Origin of the sequence: Sphingomonas sp. PAMC26645 (assembly GCF_004795835.1) — a bacterium.
Lineage (GTDB): Bacteria > Pseudomonadota > Alphaproteobacteria > Sphingomonadales > Sphingomonadaceae > Sphingomonas.
The window spans coordinates 638,670-657,833 of record NZ_CP039249.1; the positions used below are offsets into that span (position 1 = coordinate 638,670).

At 67.6% G+C, this 19,164-nt stretch carries 15 protein-coding genes and 1 tRNA gene; 9 read left to right on the forward strand and 7 right to left on the reverse strand.

The features are described 5' to 3' along the window. Nucleotides 1-73 precede the first annotated feature (73 nt). The 5 genes from E5673_RS03120 to E5673_RS03140 form a co-directional block, all read right to left on the reverse strand. The gene (locus E5673_RS03120; protein ID WP_136188899.1) at nt 74-1,150 is read right to left on the reverse strand and encodes a carotenoid 1,2-hydratase; all 1,077 of its coding nucleotides are present in this window, start codon (nt 1,148-1,150) and stop codon (nt 74-76) included. After that, nucleotides 1,150-3,696 carry an ABC transporter permease gene (locus tag E5673_RS03125; protein WP_136188900.1) on the reverse strand — a complete coding sequence of 849 codons (2,547 nt, stop codon included), beginning with the start codon at nt 3,694-3,696 and terminating at the stop codon, nt 1,150-1,152. The genes E5673_RS03120 and E5673_RS03125 overlap by 1 nt, the downstream gene beginning before the upstream one ends. Further along, nucleotides 3,686-4,372 (reverse strand): ABC transporter ATP-binding protein, encoded by a 687-nt coding sequence (locus E5673_RS03130; protein WP_247599546.1) that lies wholly within the window; start codon nt 4,370-4,372, stop codon nt 3,686-3,688. Before E5673_RS03130 ends, E5673_RS03125 begins: the two co-directional genes overlap by 11 nt. Nucleotides 4,373-4,435: 63 nt before the next feature. Continuing rightward, on the reverse strand, nt 4,436-6,643 hold the full coding sequence (locus E5673_RS03135; RefSeq protein ID WP_136188902.1) for a penicillin acylase family protein: 2,208 nt from the start codon (nt 6,641-6,643) through the stop codon (nt 4,436-4,438). A 119-nt stretch (nt 6,644-6,762) separates the two neighbouring features. Continuing rightward, nucleotides 6,763-6,837 (reverse strand) — tRNA-Gly (locus E5673_RS03140). A gap of 165 nt (nt 6,838-7,002) precedes the next feature. Between E5673_RS03140 and E5673_RS03145 the strand changes: the two genes are divergently transcribed. The 7 genes from E5673_RS03145 (at nt 7,003) to E5673_RS03170 (ending at nt 15,098) form a co-directional block, all read left to right on the forward strand. Next, entirely contained in the window at nt 7,003-7,785 is a 783-nt protein-coding gene (locus tag E5673_RS03145; protein WP_136188903.1) for a hypothetical protein, read from the forward strand. Beyond that, nucleotides 7,754-9,223 (forward strand): DNA polymerase Y family protein, encoded by a 1,470-nt coding sequence (locus tag E5673_RS03150; protein WP_247599655.1) that lies wholly within the window; start codon nt 7,754-7,756, stop codon nt 9,221-9,223. Before E5673_RS03145 ends, E5673_RS03150 begins: the two co-directional genes overlap by 32 nt. Nucleotides 9,224-9,236: 13 nt before the next feature. Continuing rightward, on the forward strand, nt 9,237-12,749 hold the full coding sequence (locus E5673_RS03155) for an error-prone DNA polymerase (protein ID WP_136188904.1): 3,513 nt from the start codon (nt 9,237-9,239) through the stop codon (nt 12,747-12,749). A 441-nt stretch (nt 12,750-13,190) separates the two neighbouring features. Beyond that, complete coding sequence (locus E5673_RS03160) at nt 13,191-14,087, forward strand: tetratricopeptide repeat protein (protein ID WP_056064508.1); 897 nt, start codon at nt 13,191-13,193, stop codon at nt 14,085-14,087. Next, a complete protein-coding gene (locus E5673_RS03165) occupies nt 14,084-14,725 on the forward strand; it encodes an LON peptidase substrate-binding domain-containing protein (protein WP_056064511.1) in 642 nt (213 codons plus the stop codon). The genes E5673_RS03160 and E5673_RS03165 overlap by 4 nt, the downstream gene beginning before the upstream one ends. Before the next feature lie 35 nt (nt 14,726-14,760). After that, the gene (locus tag E5673_RS19580; RefSeq protein WP_247599547.1) at nt 14,761-14,910 is read left to right on the forward strand and encodes a hypothetical protein; all 150 of its coding nucleotides are present in this window, start codon (nt 14,761-14,763) and stop codon (nt 14,908-14,910) included. Between the two features lie 2 nt (nt 14,911-14,912). After that, a complete protein-coding gene (locus tag E5673_RS03170; RefSeq protein ID WP_136188905.1) occupies nt 14,913-15,098 on the forward strand; it encodes a Trm112 family protein in 186 nt (61 codons plus the stop codon). 10 nt (nt 15,099-15,108) lie between these two features. Here the strand turns inward: E5673_RS03170 and E5673_RS03175 are convergent, their stop codons facing one another. Continuing rightward, nucleotides 15,109-16,275, reverse strand: a complete 1,167-nt coding sequence (locus E5673_RS03175) for an alpha-hydroxy-acid oxidizing protein (RefSeq protein ID WP_136188906.1) — start codon at nt 16,273-16,275, stop codon at nt 15,109-15,111. 26 nt (nt 16,276-16,301) lie between these two features. Then, nucleotides 16,302-17,099, reverse strand: coding sequence for a class II aldolase/adducin family protein (locus E5673_RS03180; RefSeq protein WP_136188907.1), 798 nt, complete (start codon nt 17,097-17,099; stop codon nt 16,302-16,304). 95 nt (nt 17,100-17,194) lie between these two features. On the opposite strand from E5673_RS03180, the gene E5673_RS03185 reads away from it, so the two are divergent. Both E5673_RS03185 and E5673_RS03190 read left to right on the forward strand, forming a co-directional pair. Further along, entirely contained in the window at nt 17,195-17,860 is a 666-nt protein-coding gene (locus E5673_RS03185; protein ID WP_136188908.1) for a Crp/Fnr family transcriptional regulator, read from the forward strand. Between the two features lie 41 nt (nt 17,861-17,901). Continuing rightward, on the forward strand, nt 17,902-18,693 hold the full coding sequence (locus tag E5673_RS03190; RefSeq protein ID WP_136188909.1) for a DUF72 domain-containing protein: 792 nt from the start codon (nt 17,902-17,904) through the stop codon (nt 18,691-18,693). Nucleotides 18,694-19,164: the final 471 nt, after the last annotated feature.

The window sequence follows — 19,164 nt, forward strand, 5'->3', positions numbered from 1 at the left end:
CTCCCGTTTCGGTTCGAGCGACCTCAACGCGCTGGCACGCGTTTCGTCCGCCGCCGCCGCAAATTTTGCGCGCTCACATCTCCAGCGCGCGCTCGTAGCCGGTGAGTTCGAGATAGCCGCGACCGCCGCGGGTGCGAACGGCGCCCTCCCAATAGACCGGCAGGCCGCTGCGTCGGGCGTCGAGTTCCTGCGCGGCGAACATCGGCACGAGGCGCCAGCGCTGGATGCCGCCGGCGATACGGACGCTCAGTTCCTGCGAGACCGGGTAGAGCGCGCCGGTCGCCTTGCTCCGCCATGTCGTGAGCGGGCGGAAGGCGACGTCGTTGGGGCCGAACACCGTCATGCTGCCATCGGCGCGACGGAGCGAGCCGCCCGTCCAGACCGTACCGCCGCCCTTGCGCCGGATGCGGAACGCCATCAGCGCTGAGCCGTCGTCGAAATTGAGCCCGGTCCAGTCCCAGCCTTGCGCGGCGGGGGCGAGGTAGTTGGACGACCATTCGCGGTCCAGCCACGCCTCGCCGGTTACTGCGACCGTTCCGCCGCCTTTGCGGACGCGGCCCGTCACGCGGAGATGCGGCACCGAGTAATAATAGCTCGCTTCCTCGGGGCGGGGTCCCTTGCGGCTATAACCTCCGATTCCTTGCGGCAGAGGAGGCTGGGTCGGCTGGAAGTCGAGCGCGAGGCCGAAGCCCTCCGCGTTTACATGCGTCGTCCAGCGGCCATTGCCTGCACGGCGCAACCGCCAGTCACGGATCGCGACGTCGGCATCGCCCGTCCGCGCCTGCGCGAGACCGAAGCCCTGGCGTGCCGCCTGCTCGCCGTGGAGCAGCTTGCCCGTGGTCGGATCGGACAGCGCGGCGTGCGCGAACAGGACCTGGCGTGCGGCGAACCGGCTCGGGTTGCGCGGATCGACCGGCGGGCGCGTGCGGAAGAACGTCACTTGGAATCCGAGATCCTTGCCATCCTCGGTCCGCAACCAGCCGGTGACGTACCACCATTCGGTGCGGAACGCCGAGTGCGCGCCGTGATCCGCGGGGAAACGCAAGCTGATCCCCGGCCGCACGACCGGATAGGGGCTGGGCGGCGTGGCGGCGGGCGCGGCGACTCCGATCGCGGCGATCCAGCCGAGCAGGGCCCAAGGTCGCAGCATCACCAATCCTCCCGCACCGACTGTACCGCGCTCTTCGCCGTCGCGCGCCGCCCCGCCAGCATCGCGGTCGCCGCCGCAGCACCCGTCAGCGCGGTCGCGACGCCGATCAGCGTACCGAGCGGGATGCGGGTGGTCATCGTCCAGTTGAACGACTGCGGGTTGATGACGTGGATCAGCACTTGCGACAGGACCAGGCCGAGCCCGATCCCCGCGAGCGCGCCGGTGAGGCCGACGATCGCGCCCTCGGTGGCGAGCATCCTGGTGAGCTGGCCGCGGGTGAGGCCGAGATGCCGCAACATCCCGAACTCGCGTTCGCGTGCGATCGTCTGCGCCGACATCGTTGCCGCCACGCCCGCCAGCCCGACCAGGATCGCCACCGCCTCCAGCAGATAGGTGACCGCGAAACTGCGATCGAACAGCGTCAGCGCGAGCTTGCGCAGCGTCGCCGGCTGGCCGACCTCGACCTGGGGGCGCAGGTCGGCGGGCAGGCGATCTGTCATCGCGCGCGCGACCTTGGCCGGATCCGCACCGGGCAGGATCGTCGCGGAAATCTCGTCGCGGCGATCGTCGCCCGTCAGGCGCTGGTAGTCGCCCTCGTCGATCAGCACCGCGCCCGCCTGGCGTCCGTAGTCGCGCCATATGCCGGCGACCGTGAACTGCGTGCGACCGGCGATCGGCAGCGTGATGCGCTCGCCCGTATCCCAGCCGTACAGGCGGTGTGCGGGCTCGGAGACCCAGATCGGCAGCGCATCCTTCGGCACCGGCGGTCCGCGATCGATCAGCACCAGCAACGGATCGCGGCCACCGCGCTCGGGTCGCGCGATCAGGCTGATGGGTGGCCGATCCGCGGCGATGGTCAGCGGGATCTGGCGGCTGAAGGCGAGGCGGGCGATACCCGGCGTGCCTGCGATACGCGTGCGGGTCGCCGGATCGAACGTCGCGCCAGCGGTGGTGCGCAGATACAGGTCCGCGCCGAGCACCTGGTTGAGCCACTCGTCGACCGCGCCGCGGAAGCTGGTCACCATCGTCGCCATCGCGATCATCAGCGCGGTCGAGGCGACGATCCCGCACAATGCGGTCGCCGCCTCGCCGGGCGCTCCGTGGAGATGGCGGACCGCGAGCAGCCCGGGCACGCTGCCCCGCGTCCGCCTTGCCAGCGGGGTCAGCAGCGTGCGCGCGAACCACGGCACGCCCGCGACGCCGCCCGCGAGCATCAGCGCCATCCCCAGGAAACCGAACAGCGGCAGCCCGGCGATCGCTGGTAGCAGCGACGCTGCACCGCCTGCGACGAGCAACGCGGCGGCGGGCCACCATGCGACCGGCCGCCGCGGATCGAGTACGTCGCCGGCGTTCTTGAGTGCGGCGGCAGGTGCAGCCCGCGCTGCAACGCGCGCCGGCAACGCACTGCCCAGGATCGCCGCGAGCAGGCCGAGCGCGAAGAACCCGATCGCGGCGCCGGGCTGGATCACGACGCGCGCGGTGCTGCCACCGAAATAGCCCGCACCGAGGTCGCCGCCGAACCAGTGGAGTGCCGCCCATGCCAGGCCGTATCCTGCCGCCAATCCCGCCGCGGCGCCGACCAGTCCGATCGCGAGCCCCTCGATCACGACCGCGGCGATGATCCCGGCGCGCGGCATGCCCAATGTCCGGAGCAGGGCGAACGCGCGTTGCCGCCGCACCACCGATAGCGACTGCGCCGAATAGACGAGGAAACCGCCGGTCAGCAGCGCGACCAGCGCCAGCATGTCGAGATTGACGCGGTACGCGCGCGACAGGGCATCGCCTTGCGCGTTCTGCGTCTCGGTGGTCGACAGGATCGCATCCGCGGGCAGGATCGCGCGCAACGCCGGCTCCGCGATCGCGCGATCCGATAGCGCCAGGTCGAGCCGATCGATCCGCCCAAGACGCCCGAACCGCCACTGTGCCGCGGCGATATCCATGACGCCGACCGCGGTCGAATCGTCCGTCGCCGGCAGCGTGCCTGCAACCCGCAGCGGCACCGACCGGCCATTGGCGACGACGACCACTTGCGTCCCAATCTTGGCGCCGACCTGGGTCAGCGCCGCGCGGGACAGGAACAGCGCGGACTCGTCGAACGCCGTATCGTTGCCGGTATCGGGACCACGCGGGCGGATGCCGATCAGCGACGGCGTGACCGTAGCCGCCCGGATCACGTCGACGCCCAGCAGGGTCAGGCGCGCCTTGCCGATCCGTGCATCGAGGCGCAGCACCGGGCTGGCATCGCCGACGCCATCGGCACGCGCGACGCGGGGATAGAGGCGTTCGTCGAAGCCGAGCGGGCTGGTCGCGCGGACCGACAGTTCGGCGGCTCCGCTGACGCCGCGCATGGCGCCATCGAACGACGCCAGCGCCGAACCGTTGACGAGATGCACCGCAAAGCCGAGCGCCACGCCGACCGCGATCGCGACCGCCGTCAACAGGAAGCGGGCAGGGTGGAACCGCCACTCGCCCGCGATCAGCCAGCCGAGTCCGAGACGTCCCGACCAGAGCCCGGACCCGGACTTCAGGCCTATCTCAGGCGCCACGCCGCTCCACCAGTCCTTCGGCGCCCAGCGTCAGCACGCGGTCGGCGATCGCCGCGCTCGCGTCCGAATGCGTCACCATCACGCCCGCCGCGCCATTGCCGCGCACCGCGTCGGCGAACAGCGACAGCACGCGCGCCGCGGTCTCCGGATCGAGGTTGCCGGTCGGCTCGTCCGCGAGGATCAGCGCGGGGCGGTGGACGAGCGCACGGGCTATCGCCACGCGCTGCAACTCGCCCCCCGACAGATCCCGCGCATAGCCGTCGCCGCGACCGTCCAGGCCGACTGCATCGAGCATCTCTTCGGCGCGCGTCGATGCCGCGACGTTGTCCGGCGAGACGAGCGCCAACGGTAGCGCGACGTTCTGGCGCAGCGTCAGATAGGGGAGGATGTGGAAGGCCTGGAAGACGAAGCCGATCCGCTCACGCCGCAACCGGGTCCGCGCGGTTTCGTCGAGCGTGCCGAGGTCGATGCCGTCGATCGCCACGCTGCCCTCGTCCGCCTCGTCCAGGCCGGCGAGGATATTCAGCAGAGTCGATTTGCCGACCCCCGATTCGCCGATGATCGCGACCAGTTCGCCCGCGCCGACCTCCAGATCCAGATGCCGGAACAACCGCCGCGGCCCCGGTACCGACTTACCGAGCGCACGGACCGCGAGAAGGGGAGGGGCGTCAGGCATATCAAGTCCGTGCAATAGCTTGGGTGGCGCCGCAAGCACCGACATCGCTGGATATGCGGTAGATCAGTAACCCGGTCGATAGGTTCGTTCGACGTGCCCCGCGAGTTCGTCGGGATGGAAATAGACCGGCCGCAACCGTCCCTCGGCGTAGCGCGATACCTGGTCGGCGAAATGCGGCGATCGGACGTCGCCGCTCTGGCCGCCGGCCATGACCGCCATCGCCTTCACCCGCGCGCCGAACTCGACCACCGCGACGAAGCTGTTGCCGCTGGTGCCGTAATAGCGCTTCGTCCCCGGCCACGGCTTCGCGCCGAACGACGCGAGGCTGCCCCACTGCGCCGAGGTGAACGGCACAGGGGTCGAGGCGCGGCTGTCGTCGAAATGCGGTGCGATCGAATCGTCGAGCCGCTGGAAGCGGTTGATGTCCTTCCACGGCGTCCGCCAGTCGCCGAAATCCTGCTTGAGCCGGGCGACGGCCGTGCTCAGCGCGGCGAGCTTCGCATCCGGGCCGACCCGCTTGGCGATATAGTCGGGGACGTTCAGCCTCTCCGCCTGCGCGAAGCTGCCGACCTCGCGCCACAATTGGTCGCCCCAGAAGACCGCGAGGCTGGTCGCGGTGGAATCATAGGCCCAGCGATGGTCCCAGCCCTTGAGCAGCGCGATCGGTGCGGCAAGCGCGGCGCGACGCGGATCGCTGGCGGGAAGTGCGTCCCATGCCGCGACCAGTCCGGGCAGCAATCGCGCAAAGGCGGGGAGATAGGGATCGAACGCGGCGGCTCGCAGCGTGTCGGGTGTCCAGCCGGTCTTCCCCGTCAGCAACAGGTCGGCATGGACGCCGCGCGCATTGCCGCCGACCTGGTCCATGTAGCGCGGATAATCCGCCGCCTTGGGGCTGTCCGGCCCCGCCGCGCTCCACGGCCAGTCGTTGGTGTTGTGCGCCCACCCTATGCGCGGGTTGAGCACGCTCGGCAGGCTGGGGAGCGTATGCAGGCCACGCCAGTCGGTCGCGGGGTCGCTGCCGTCGACCGGGCGGGTATAGTCGAAGCGATCGTCGCGAACCGGCATGAACTGCGGCATCAGGAACGCGATCTCGCCCTTGCTGTCGGCGAACAGCGTGTCGTTCGACGAATTCGCCTTCAACGCCGCGACCTTCATGTAGCCCGCGAGATCGGTCGCCTTGGTCCGCAGATAGCTTTGCTCGAGCGCGGGCACCGGGCGCCACATCAGCGCGGTGGCGATCCATTTGCCGGCCTTGGAGGCGACGATCGGGCCGTGATGCGTGCGATAGGTGGTGAAGCTGCGCTCGGCCATCGTCCCATCGGGCTGGCGGACTCGCAGCGTAACAGTGCGTGCGATGACCGGCCGGCTGGCCGTTCCGTAGCGATAGGCATAGCTGCCGCCACGCCGCGTGACCCGTTCGGCGAACTCGTCGACGTTGTCGACCGTCGCCGAGGTGTGCATCCACCCGGCCTTCGGATTGAAGCCCTGGTAGACGAAGAACTGGCCCCAGGTGCTGGCGCCATATGCGTTCAGCCCCTCGTCGCTAGTCATCTGCGCCTCGGACCGGAAATAGAAGCTGGTGTGCGGATTGATGAGCAGCAGCGCGTGACCGTTCGCGGTCAGCCGGGGCGCGATGGCGATGCCGTTGGAGCCGGACGGCTCGCGCGGGATCATCCCCAGTTCCTCCGGCGTCGGCGGGGTCGGCTGGCCGTAGAAGGTCTTCAGGTCGCTGAGAGAGATCCGCTCGATATCGCCGCCGATGCTGCCTTCGGTGAAGCTGAGCGCCATCCACGGCTCGAACCGGGTCAGCACGCGGGGCTTTGTCTGCGGGTGCGTCGCGAGATAATAGTTCAGACCATCCGCCCAGGCCTGCATCAGCGTGCGCAACCATGGCGGGCTGGCAGCATAGTCCGCCTTCAGCGTGGGCGGATCGACGAACAGCCGCTGGCGAAGATCCGCCCAGATCGCGTCCTCTCCTACGTCAGCGCCGGCCGCCTCGGCGGTCCGGCCGAGCGCGGTCAGGTAATTCGCCTCGATGCGCGGGAAATCGTCCTCCGCCTGTGCATAGATCATTCCGAACACCGCATCGGCATCCGACCGACCCTTGATATGCGGGATGCCCCAGTCGTCGCGGGTGATCGTCACGCGCTTGGCCTGCGCCTGCCACCGCTGCATGTCGGGGGGCGCCGAAACGGGGGTGGCCGAGGAAGGGGCGGCCAGCAGCAGGGCCGACAGGATCAACGGGTGACGCGCGCGCCGAGGGATTGCCATGCACCGAGCGTAAGGCGACCGCATGAGAAACGCCATGCGTAGTGACGGTGATTAAGATGGTGGATCAAAAGGCTGAGGCTCCGTCGCCTCGCGCTGGACCGCTGTTTTCCTGAGAAAACTGGAGCGGGCGAAGGGATTCGAACCCTCGACCCCAACCTTGGCAAGGTTGTGCTCTACCCCTGAGCTACGCCCGCTCTGGCGCCTATGTCTCCGGTCTGAAGCGACACGGTGACTGGGTGAGGCGCGCTGTTAGCCCGGTGTTTCGGGGACGGCAAGCGCCTTTTCGACTTTCGCGTGAAATTCGATGCAAACGAGATTCCGCTTGGCGACTCTGGCACTAGAACATTACAAGAACAATTGTGAACGAGTCGCTTGCCTTGATAGCCCGCCTGAAGCGGATTGCCACGACGGGGATGCCGACTCAGGGTGATGGCCGTGCGGACGATGCGTGGCTGACGCAGGGGATGGCGAAGGCGCAACTCCACGAGATTTTCGCGACGGTCGACGATTCGGCGAGTGGCGCGGGGTTTGCGATCGCTTCGGTGTTGGCGGCAAAGGCGGCGCCGGTGATGTGGCTGCGCACCGAGGCGAGCGAGCGGCAGGGCGGGCGGCTGCACGCGACCGGGCTGGTCGAGATGGGGCTCGACGTGACGTCGCTGGTGCTGGGGCTGGTCGAGGACGAGGCGAGCTTGCTGCGGGCTGCCGCCGATGCCGCGCGGTGCCACGGGTTGGGTACGTTGCTGATCGAATCCTGGGGCCGCGCACCGGGGATCGACCTGACTGCGACGCGGCGGCTGATGCTGGCGGCCGAAGCCTCGGGCGTCACCATTCTCAGCCTGCGCATCGGTGCCGAACCGGTGCCGAGTGCGGCTGCATCGCGCTGGCAGGTTGCCGCATGTCGCTCGCGACCGCTGGAAGCCGACGCACCGGGCAAACCTGCCTTCGACATCGAATTGCTGCGTCGACGCGGAGGCCAGGCAGGGCTTCGCTGGCGTGTGGAGTGGGACCGTGACGCGCATATCTTCGACCAAACCGCCTTCGCCTCTGACGATTCCGCGGCGTTACCTGGCGCTGGTGTTTCCGTGGCTGCCGATCGAGCGGCTGCGGACGATGCGGCCGCATTTGTTCGTCGGACGGGCTGAGACGCCGATCGCGTTCGTCGAGACGGTCTCGGGCGGGGTGCGGCTGAAGGCGCTGGACCGCGAGGCGGTGCGGGCGGGGCTCCAGCCGGGGCTGACGCTGGCGGATGCGCGGGCGCGGGTGCCCGAACTGGAGGTGTACGAGCATGACGCGCATGCCGATCACGAATGGCTCGAGCGGCTCGCGGACGGGTGCCAGCGATACACGCCCTCGGTGGCGCTCGACGAACCCGATGGGCTGATCCTCGATATTGCCGGGTGCGTGCACGAGTTCGAAGGCGAGCGGCGATTGGCCGCCGATCTGGAGGAGCGCCTTGCACGCCGGGGGCTGTTGGTGCGTCACGCGTTTGGCGATACGCCCGATACGGCGCGGGCGCTGGCGCGGTATGCGGGGGCGCCGGCTCCGGATGAAAAGCGTGCGGTGAAGCGGTTGCCGGTGGCGGCGCTGGGCCTCGACGAGGATGCGACGACTGCCTTGTCGCGCGCGGGGCTGAAGACGGTCGGCGACGTGATGGCGCGACCGCTCGCAACGATCGCGGCTCGGTTCGGCGAGGAGGCGGCGATGATGATCCGCCGGCTCGACGGGTCGGTGAAGGGGCCGATCATCGCGCGTCGCACGGTGGCCAAGATCGGTGTCGAGCGTCGCTTCGCCGAACCGATCGCGCGTACCGAATACGCACTGGAGATGCTCGCCGAACTCGCCACCGAAGCCGCGGCTCAGCTTGCCGACCGCCACGAAGGCGGCCGACGGTGGGAGGCGCGCCTCTTCCGTGCCGACGGCCTCGTCCAGCGGCTGCGGATCGAGACCGGCCAGCCGACGCGCGACGTGGCGCTGTTGATGCGGTTGTTCCGCGAACGGATCGACAGCCTCGCCGACCCGCTCGATCCGGGGTTCGGCTATGATCTCGTCCGGCTCGACGTTGCGCTCGCGGAGAAGCTCGATGCGTCGCAGTTGAAGCTGGAGGGCGGCGAGGCGCAGAAGGGTGAGGTCGCGCAACTCGTCGACCAGCTTGGCACGCGACTGGGGCGGGCGCGGGTACGCCGGTTCTCGGCGCGCGACAGCCATATCCCCGAGCAGGCGGAGCTGATGCTGCCCGCCGCCGAGGCGCCCGCCCCGACGCCCTGGACTGCGCCGGAGACGGGCGAACCGCCGCTGCGTCCGATCTACCTGTTCGATCCGCCGCAACCGATCGAATCGATGATGGCCGAGGTTCCCGACGGGCCGCCGCACCGTTTCCGCTGGCGCCGTACCGTCCACGACGTGGCGCATAGCGAAGGCCCGGAGCGGATCGCGGGCGAATGGTGGCGGCGGCAGGACATTCCGACGCGTGATTACTACCGCATCGAGGACCGCCGCGGCCGCCGCTTCTGGATCTTCCGCCACGGCTTGTATTCCGAGATGGAGGCGCCGCGCTGGTATCTCCACGGCGTCTTCGCGTGAGCGGCGCGGCGCCATGACAAGGTTCGCCGAACTCGTCGCCGCGACCAATTTCTCGTTCCTCGACGGGGCGAGCGATGCGGGCGCCATGGTCGGGCGCGCGGTGGAACTGGGGCTTGGCGGTATCGGCATCGCCGATCGCAACACCGTTGCGGGGGTGGTCCGCGTGCACCAGGCCTTGAAGAAGGCTCGCGACGGCCTGCTCGGCATGGCGATGCCGCCGATCGATTTCCGACTGGTGGTCGGTGCGCGGCTGGTCTTCGAGGACGGCACGCCCGACATCGTCGCCTACCCTTCGACCCGACGCGGCTGGGGACGACTGACCCGGTTGCTGACGGTCGGCAACAGGCGCGCCGAGAAGGGCGGCTGCATCCTGGGGCTCGGCGACCTGATCGCGCATCATGCCGACATGATGCTGGTCGTCATGCCCGAAAGCAGCGCCCGCGGTGCGACGCCGGTGTCGCCGCTGCCCGATGGGGACGCCCTGCCTGTGAGCGGCGAGCGTGATCTGCGGACGATCCTCAAGGCGGTGAAGCGACTGGGGCCGGACTCGATCTGGCTGGGCGTGACGATGCCGCGGGGCGGTCGCGATCGGCGGCGGCTGGCGCGGTTGGGGCGGATCGCCGATGCGGCGGGCGTTCCCGTGCTCGCGACCACCGACGCGCTCTATGCCTATACCGACGACCGCGACCTGCACGATGTCGTCACCTGCATCCGCGAGCGCACGACGATCCACAAGGCCGGGCGCCTGCTGGCCGCGAACGGCGAGCGGCATCTGAAGCCCGAGGAGGAGATCGCCCGGCTGTTCCGCGATCGCCCCGATGCGGTGGCGCAGAGTGCGCGGTTGCTGTCGCGGATCGCGTTCTCGCTCGACGATCTCAAATACGAATATCCGCACGAACCCATTCCGGCAGGCTGGGAGGCGCAGGATTGGCTCGAGCATCATGTCTGGCAGCTCGCGCTGGAACGCTATGACTACCGCGTGCCGGAAAAGATGCGGGCGCTGCTCCACGAGGAATTCGCGCTGATCCGCGAGCGCGAATACGCCTATTACTTCCTGACCGTGCACGACATCGTCCGGTTCGCGCGGGCGCAGGATCCGCCGATCCTGTGCCAGGGGCGCGGGTCCGCCGCCAACTCGGTGGTGTGTTACCTGCTCGGCGTCACGTCGGTCGATCCGATGAAATACGACCTGCTCTTCTCAAGGTTCGTGTCGAGCGAGCGCGACGAGCCGCCGGATATCGATGTCGATTTCGAGCATGAGCGGCGCGAGGAGGTGATGCAGTATATCTATCGCCGCTATGGCCGCGACCGCGCCGCGATCGCCGCGACCGTCATCCATTATCGGCCCAAGAGCACGGTGCGCGAGGTCGGCAAGGCGCTCGGGCTGACCGAGGACGTGACGCAGCGTCTGACGAGCACGGTGTGGGGCAGTTTCTCGAGCCGGTTCCAGGAACAGCGCTTTGCCGAAACCGGCTTCGACGTCGACAATCCGGAGATCGCTCGGTTGCGCGAGATGGTCGACCGGCTGCTCGAATTTCCGCGGCATCTGTCGCAGCACGTCGGCGGGTTCGTGCTCACGCAGGGGCGGCTCGACGAGATGGTGCCGATCCATAACGGCGCGATGGAGGAGCGCACCTTCATCGAGTGGGACAAGGACGATATCGACGCTCTCGGGCTGATGAAGGTCGATATCCTCGCGCTCGGGATGCTGACGTGCATCCGCAAGAGCTTCGACCTGATGCGTCTTCACGGGCTCGGCGATCACCTGCTCGATACGATCGCAGTCGCCGAGGACGACCGGGTCTATGACATGCTGTGCAAGGGCGACAGTATCGGCGTGTTCCAGGTCGAGAGCCGGGCGCAGATCAACATGCTGCCGCGGTTGCGACCCCGCGAGCTGTACGATCTGGTTGTGCAGGTGGCGATCGTCCGGCCCGGGCCGATCGAGGGCGACATGGTGCATCCGTATCTGCGGCGACGCAGCGGCAAGGAGGTGGCCGAATATCCCTCGCCCGATCCGAAGTTCGGGCCGGCCGACGAACTGAAGCAACTGCTCCGATTCACCTATGGCGTGCCGTTGTTCCAGGAACAGGCGATGAAGCTGGCGATCGTCGCGGCGGGGTTCACGCCGAACGAGGCGAACCAGTTGCGCAAGTCGATGGCGACGTTCCGCAAGGTTGGCGGCATGGACAATTTCCACGCCAAGCTGATCGGCGGGATGGTCGGCCGTGGGTACAAGGCCGAGTTCGCGGAACGCTGTTTCAAGCAGATCGAGGGGTTTGGATCGTACGGGTTCCCCGAGAGCCATGCGCTGTCGTTCGCGCGGCTGGTGTATGTGTCGTCGTGGATCAAATGCTTCCATCCGGCGGTGTTCTGTTGCGCGTTGCTCAATTCGCAGCCGATGGGGTTTTATGCGCCGGCGCAACTGGTGCGCGATGCGGTCGAGCACGGGGTGACGGTGCTGCCGGTCGATGTGAATGCGAGTGGGTGGGATAGCAGCCTATCCTCCCCGGTACGGGGAGGGGGACCGCGCGAAGCGGGGTGGAGGGGGGCTTCCGCGGACGTATCGCTGGCGGGTGATCCTGTTACGGGCGGCGCGGATGGGAGCACCACCCTTCCAGGCGGAGCGTCTGCGGCGCCCCCCCTCCACCATCCTGCGGATGGTCCCCCTCCCCGTGCCGGGGAGGATTTGCGGCTTGGGTTTCGGCAGGTGGATGGGTTTCGGAAGGATTGGGCCGACGAGATCGTTCGCGTTCGGACCACGCCGTTCGCTAGTATCGAGGATCTGGCGCGGCGCGCGAACCTGCCCCAGCGGGCGATGAACCTGCTGGCCGATGCGGATGCGTTCCGGTCGGTCGCGAAGGAGCGGCGCGAGGCTTTGTGGGACGTGCGCCGGACACCGCCCAAGCAGCTTGCGTTGTTTGCGGCGGCAGAGGTGCCCGAGCTTGGCGTGGAGCCTGACGCGCATCTGCCGGCGATGCCGCTGTCCGAGCAGGTCGCGGCGGATTACCAGACGACGCGGCTGTCGTTGAAGGCGCATCCTATGCAGTTCCTCCGCGAACGCTTTGCCGCCGAAGGAATCCTTTCGAGTGCGCAGGCCAATGCGACCAAGGACGGGCGCCGCGCAAAGGTGGCTGGCGTCGTCCTGGTTCGCCAACGGCCGGGCAAGGGCAATGCGATCTTCGTGACGATCGAGGACGAGACCGGGATCACCAACGGGCTGATGTGGGCGCGCGATTTCGAGGCGAACCGCCGCGCGGTGATGGCATCGCGGCTGATGGTGCTGGAAGGCGTGATCCAGCGTAGCGAAGAAGGCGTGACGCACCTGATGACCTCGCGGGTTCAGGATCGCACCGAGATGTTGCGGCTGTTGTCGGAGGATCACGCGCTGGAGCCGCCGCTCGCGCGGGTGGACGAGGTGATCCGGCCGGTCCTCACGCGGAGTCCCGATGCTCGGGCGCATCATCCGCGGGCGACGCATCCTCGCGATGTGCGGGTACTTCCCAAGTCGCGCGACTTTCATTGAGGTTTATCGGCGCTTGTCGGTGTGGTGCCCAACATCGCCGAACGCTCTGTCACCCGGACCGGTTTGGCGCCTACCCCCTCCGAATAGAGGCACCTCCCCGGCGGAGGCCGGGGTCCAGTTGGGAAACGCTGCTGATGGAGGCTGCGCTCCGTAACTGCGACCTTTCCAACTGGACCCCGACCTTCGCCGGGGAGGTGGCTTGTCTGAAGATGGAAATGCTGGCCAATTCGGGGGGCACCGTCTCGAAGGCCATATCTATGCCCATGCGCACCCATGGATGTCGGAACCGTAAGCAAGACAAATGACGCCTCGACGCCGCGAGCCGAATGCCAAGGCACGTTTGTCGTACATGCCCATCCATCCTAAAGGTGGCATTCGCCGCGGGGGCGCCCCAGATAGCGCGTCTGGATTACACGGGAGTTGAACTTGGCCACGCTTGGAATGTCCCCCGCGGAGAAGGACGCCGTCGAGGCGTTCCGTCGCGATGTCGTCGAACCGTCGATGACGAAGCTCGTGATCATCGATTTCTGGGCGGAATGGTGCGGGCCCTGCAAGGCGCTGACGCCGACGCTGGAGAAGGTCGCCGCGGATTATGCCGACAAGGGCGTCGTGCTGGCCAAGGTCGATACCGACAAGAACCAGTTCATCGCCGCGCAATTCCAGATCAAGTCGATCCCGACCGTCTATGCGATGTTCCAGGGTCAGCTGGTCGCCGACATGACCAGTGCGCGCACCGAATCGCAGTTGCGCGTGATCCTCGACCAGTTGCTTAAGCAGCTGCCGATCGAAGCGGGCGCTACGGACGCGGTGCCCGACGTCGAGCCGTTGATCGCGATCGGTGAAGAGGCGCTCGCGGCCAATGACGGCGAGCGCGCACTCGGCATCTTCCGCGAGATCGCCGAGATCGCGCCCGAGCATCCGCAGGTTCATGCCGGCTTCGTTCGCGCATTGGTCGCGACCGGGCAGCTCGACGAGGCCTCGGACTGGTTGACGAACCTCGATCCGGCGATCGCCAAGGACCCGGCGATCGCCCGCGCACAGGCGGCGCTCGCACTCGCGCAGTCGGCCCCTCCGGTCGAGGATCTGTCGCCGCTGCTGGCTGCGGTCGAGGCGAACCCCGACGACTTGCAGGCCCGGTTCGCGCTCGCCAACGGGCAGATGGCGGCGAACGACCGCGATGCGGCGGCGGACACGTTCCTCGGCATCATCGCCACCGAGCGCGACTGGAACGAGGGCGCGGCGCGGACGCAGTTGTTGAAATTGTTCGAGGTCGTCGGTCTCGAAGACCCGTGGGTGTCTGGACAGCGACGCCGCCTGTCTGCGATCCTGTTCGGATGACCACCGAGTCCGCTCCTCCGCGCGCCACCACGCGACTGTCGATCTTCCCGCTGCCGGGGGCGCTGCTGTTCCCCGGCATGCACCTGCCGCTGCACATGTTCGAGCCGCGCTATCGGGCGATGATCAGCGATGCGATGGCGCGCGACCGGCGGATCGGGATGATCCAGCCGCGGGGCGGACCGCATGACGATGCGGACGCGTTGTACGACATCGGCTGCGTCGGCAAGATCGCCGAGGTCGAGGCGCTCGACGACGGGCGCTATAACGTCGTGCTTGAGGGCATCGCGCTGTTCCGGATCGTCCGCGAGTTGGACGTTACGACTGCGTTTCGCCAGGTCGAGGCGGAGTTGCTGCCGTTGATCGAGGACGACGCGCTGTCGCTTGGCCGGCGCTCGTCGCTGGAACTGGAGTCGCGTCGGTTCGCCGACATGCAGGGCTATGCGGTCGATTGGGACGCGGTCGGCCGGCTCGACGACGAGAGCCTGGTCAACGGCATCGCGCAGATCGCGCCGTTCGATGCGGCCGCCAAGCAGGCGCTGCTCGAAGCGCCGGACATCGAGCAGCGCGCCGAACTGATCATCCAGCTGATGCAGTTCTTCGGCCGCCACGACGGCGACGAATCGGTGACGTTGCAGTGAAGTCGCCCAGCAAGGGGCGCGCGCACGGTGTCGTGATGATGATCGGGATGTTCTTCGCAAATCTGTTCGATCCCAAGAAGATCACCGCGATCGAACACGTCGCGACGCAGCGAAAGATCGGCAGCGAGTCTGGTCGTATTGCCCAGGCCGCCGCGGCGCCGCCTTCCCTGGGTGAAGGAGTTTGACGATGAAACCGCTGGATCCTTGGCTGCTCGAACGCCTCGTCTGCCCGATGACGCGCACGCCGCTCCGCTATGACGAGCCCGCGCAGGAACTGATTTCGGACGCGGCCGGGCTCGCTTACCCGATCCGCGATGGCGTGCCCGTAATGCTGATCGAAGAGGCGCGCCGGCTCGACGAGACCGCCGCCTGATCGTCGCGCGTTAGCGGCCCGTCCGCGTCGCGCCGGCCTCTCGGACGGCAGCAAGCGTCGGGTAGCCGTTCACCGCCATCAGCAGGTCGGCTTCGGCGAGGATGCATTTCAGCACATGCGCCGCACCGTTCGCACCATCGAGCGCCAAGCCGTACGTGTAGGGCCGACCGATCCCGACCGCGGTGGCGCCGAGTGCGAGTGCCTTGACGACGTCGCTCCCCGACCGGATGCCCGAATCGAACAGCACGGGCACCGCCCCGCTCGACGCGACCATCGCGGGCAGCATGTCGATCGCGGCGATCCCGCCATTCGCCTGGCGACCGCCATGGTTCGAGCAGTAGATCGCGTCCGCCCCCAGATCGATCGCGCGCCGCGCGTCGTCGGGATGGCAGATCCCCTTCAGGACGATCGGCAAGCGCGTCATCGATCGCAGCCACGGCATGTCGTCCCACGTCAGCACCTTGCCGAACGTCCCGGCCCATTGCCGCACCGCCGCGGGCAAATCCTCGCGCGGGGGCTTGGCAAGCATCGCGCGGAAGACCGGGTCGCTGAAGTAATTCTCCAGCACATGGCCGCGCAGTTGCGGAAAGTTCGCGACGTTCAGGTCGCGCGGGCGCCAGCCGGTCACCCAGGTGTCGAGCGTGACGACGATCGCCTTGTATCCCGCCGCCTCGGCACGGTGGACGAGGCTCTCGGCCAGCGGCTTGTCCTTGGGCGTGTAGAGCTGGAAGAAGCCGGGCACGTCGCCCATCGCCGCGGCGACGTCCTCGAGCGGATCGTTCGACAGCGTCGACTGGATCAGCGGGACGCCAGTCGTCGCGGCCGCCCGCGCGGCGGCGAGATCGCCGTGGCCGTCCTGCGTGCACAGCCCGTTGATCCCGACCGGGCTCATGAAGATCGGGCTGGGCAGCGTCATCCCGAACAGGTCGATCGACAGGTCGCGACGCGTGGCATCGACCATCATCCGCGGGGTCATACCCCAGTGCCGGAACGCATCTGCATTCTGGCGCTGCGTGAACTCGTCGCCGCATCCACCCTGCAGGTAGCCGAGCACCGACGGTGGCAAGGCCGCTGCCGCCCGAGCCTCCAGCGATGCGAAATCGACCGGCAACTTCGGGACGACACCGGCGAGGCCGGCGAAATAGATCTCGTTCTGGTAATCGCCGTAATGCGGCATGCGCTGCCCTCCGAAGCTAATCGCGATCAGTCCCGATAGCCCGGATTGACGCGGTCGAGCTTGCGTAGCAACGCCGGCCAGGCCAGCCCGTCGGCGAGCATGCGCATGCCCGTCGAACTCGATTGGCCCTCGACCTTCTCGGCGACGCCCTGGTTCGGATTGTTCAAATTCTCGCGACCCGCGCTCAGCATCAGGACCTGTGCCTCGCAGGCGCGTTCGAGGAAATACATCCGCAGGAACGCCTGCGGCACCGATTCACCGACGGTCAGCGTGCCGTGGTTGCGCAGGATCATCGCGTTCTTCGTGCCGAGATCCTGCACCAGCCGCTCGCGCTCCTCCAGTTCGGTCGCGATGCCCTCGAAGTCGTGATAGGCGACGTCGTGCCCGGCGATCATCGCCGTCTGCGTATGCGGGAGCAGCCCCTCGGCCATCGCCGACACCGCCTGGCCGTGCGGCGTGTGGAGATGCAGCACCGCCACCGCATCGTGGCGCGCGGCGTGGACCGCCGAGTGGATCACGAAGCCCGCGCGGTTGACCGGGGCGGGGGTGTCCATGACCTTGTTGCCGTCGACGTCGATCTTGACCAGCGACGATGCGGTGATCTCCTCGAACATGTGCGTGTACGGGTTGATCAGGAAATGATGCTCGGGGCCGGGGACGCGCGCGGACAGATGCGTGAAGATCAGATCGTCCCAGCCGTACAGCGCGACCAGTCGGTATGCGGCGGCGAGATCGACGCGCAGCGCCCATTCCTCGGCCGATACCTGGTCCTTGATCGTCGTCGTCGCTGCCGCCGGTTCCATCGCCTTCAATGCCGTTGCCATCATCCGCCTCCTTATGTTTGACCCCTTGTACGACCGGCCTTCGACAAACTTTGTCTCGATGGTGACAATCTCGAAATTTCGCCTAGCCTTGCGCGATGCACGATCCGGATCACGCGATACTGGCGGCCGATAGCTGGTTCGGCGCGATACCGGCGGGCCGTCGCGAGCGCCTGTTGCAGGATGCGCGAGTCGAGGTGCTGGAAAACGGCGCGCGAATCTACGGCTCCGGCGATCCACCGAACGGGTTGTGGGCGGTTCTGGAGGGGCAGGTCCGGTTGAAGGGTTTGTCCGCCAATGGTGCCGAACTGCTCGCGCTGATCGTGCGGCCGGGGACGTGGTTCGGCGAATTGTCGACGCTGGACGGCCATCCCAGGCCGCATGACGCGACGGCGTTCGGTGCCGCGCGTCTGCTTCACGTGCCGGTGGCGGCGTTCGCGCGGGCGGCGACGGCGGACCCGGAGCTTTACCGCGATCTCGGCCTGCTCGTGTGCGCGCACCAGCGCACCGCCTTGCGGTTCATCGCGCAGAGCGTGGGGCAGTCGATCCGGGTGCGACTGGCGCAGGCGCTGATGCGCGCGTCGCAGGCGGGGGACGGTCGGATCACGATCCGGCAGGAGGAACTTGCCGGCGTTGTCGGCATCGCGCGCCAGACGCTCAACCGCCACCTGAAGCGGTTCGAGCGCGATGGCCTGGTCGCGGTGGCCTATGCGCAGGTCCGTATTCTCGACCTGCCGGGGCTGCGCGGCGTCATCACGGAATAGAGCATCGCCAAGCGCTTCTCCCGCGCGCTACACTCGCGCCCATGACCATCAGAATCGGTATTGGCGGCTGGACCTACGAGCCGTGGCGCGGGACCTTCTATCCGGAGAAGTGGGCGCAGAAGCGCGAGCTCGATTATGCCGCCGAGCACGTTACCGCGATCGAGATCAACGGCACCTATTACGGCAGCCAGAAGCCCGCGACGTTCGCATCCTGGGCGAAGGCTGTGCCGGACGGGTTCGTCTTTTCGCTCAAGGCGTCGCGCTATTGCACCAACCGGAAGGTGCTGGCCGAGGCGGGGGAGTCGATCGCCAAGTTCACCGGGCAGGGAATCGTCGAACTCGGCGACCGGCTCGGGCCGATCTTGTGGCAGTTTATGGCGACCAAGAAATTCGACGCCGACGATTTCGCCGCATTCCTCAAGCTGTTGCCCGCCAAGCAGGACGGGCTCGCGCTGCGCCATGCGATACAAGTCCGCCACGAGAGTTTCGCGGTACCGGAATTCGTTGCGATGTGCCGCGACGCCGGCGTCGCGATCGTCTTCGCGCAGTCAACGGAATACCCTGCGATCGCCGACGTGACCGGCGACTTCGTCTATGCGCGACTGGAGGATGCCGAGGAGCGCTTCGTCGCAGGCTACGCGCCGACCGCGCTGGACGAATGGGCGGAGAAGGCGAAGACCTGGGTGGCCGGCGGACGACCCGAGGGTTTGCCGTATGTCGAGGACGCCGCGCCAACGAAAACGCCGCGAGAGACGTTCGTGTTCTTCATCAACGGCGCGAAGGTTCGCGCACCCCATGCGGCGATGGCGTTGATCGATCGGGTGCGGGGGTAAGTAACGCGGTCATTCGGACGCCGCTTCGTAGTGACCGATCAGCGTGGTTCGACTTCGCTTGCGTCAAAGTTGTCGTTTGATCAGGTTGCGGCGATGAAGATGGCGCGCCCGTGGTGCTTCGCGGCTTTGAGCTTGGCCGGGTGTGGGGCGGAGCCGCTCTGTTCCTCCGATGTGACACACGTCGCGCGTTATATCGGGAGCGATCGTTATGCTGTTACGGCGACGCGGAATTGTGGTGCCACGACTGGCTATGCGACCATCTTGCGTATCGGTCGCGCGAGCGAACCACAATCGGCCGCATCGGAGGTTTTTGTCGCAGACAGCAACCACGGGGCGGCGCCGGAGGGTCCAGAAGGCGCGATTTGGCTGAAGGTCGTCTGGACGGCACCCGGCCAATTGTCCGTCGCCTACGATTCAAGAGCTCGTGTATTCAAGCACGTGCTCGACGCGAAGGGGGCTTCGGTCCGCTAC

Bases quoted from the DNA above. Each gene is read 5' to 3' on its own strand.
- E5673_RS03120 (WP_136188899.1), bottom strand. From the start codon at position 1,150: ATGCTGCGACCTTGGGCCCTGCTCGGCTGGATCGCCGCGATCGGAGTC.
- E5673_RS03130 (WP_247599546.1), bottom strand. From the start codon at position 4,372: ATGCCTGACGCCCCTCCCCTTCTCGCGGTCCGTGCGCTCGGTAAGTCG.
- E5673_RS03135 (WP_136188902.1), bottom strand. From the start codon at position 6,643: ATGGCAATCCCTCGGCGCGCGCGTCACCCGTTGATCCTGTCGGCCCTG.
- E5673_RS03150 (WP_247599655.1), top strand. From the start codon at position 7,754: ATGCGGCCGCATTTGTTCGTCGGACGGGCTGAGACGCCGATCGCGTTC.
- E5673_RS03155 (WP_136188904.1), top strand. From the start codon at position 9,237: ATGACAAGGTTCGCCGAACTCGTCGCCGCGACCAATTTCTCGTTCCTC.
- E5673_RS03160 (WP_056064508.1), top strand. From the start codon at position 13,191: ATGTCCCCCGCGGAGAAGGACGCCGTCGAGGCGTTCCGTCGCGATGTC.
- E5673_RS03165 (WP_056064511.1), top strand. From the start codon at position 14,084: ATGACCACCGAGTCCGCTCCTCCGCGCGCCACCACGCGACTGTCGATC.
- E5673_RS19580 (WP_247599547.1), top strand. From the start codon at position 14,761: ATGATGATCGGGATGTTCTTCGCAAATCTGTTCGATCCCAAGAAGATC.
- E5673_RS03170 (WP_136188905.1), top strand. From the start codon at position 14,913: ATGAAACCGCTGGATCCTTGGCTGCTCGAACGCCTCGTCTGCCCGATG.
- E5673_RS03175 (WP_136188906.1), bottom strand. From the start codon at position 16,275: ATGCCGCATTACGGCGATTACCAGAACGAGATCTATTTCGCCGGCCTC.
- E5673_RS03180 (WP_136188907.1), bottom strand. From the start codon at position 17,099: ATGGCAACGGCATTGAAGGCGATGGAACCGGCGGCAGCGACGACGACG.
- E5673_RS03185 (WP_136188908.1), top strand. From the start codon at position 17,195: ATGCACGATCCGGATCACGCGATACTGGCGGCCGATAGCTGGTTCGGC.
- E5673_RS03190 (WP_136188909.1), top strand. From the start codon at position 17,902: ATGACCATCAGAATCGGTATTGGCGGCTGGACCTACGAGCCGTGGCGC.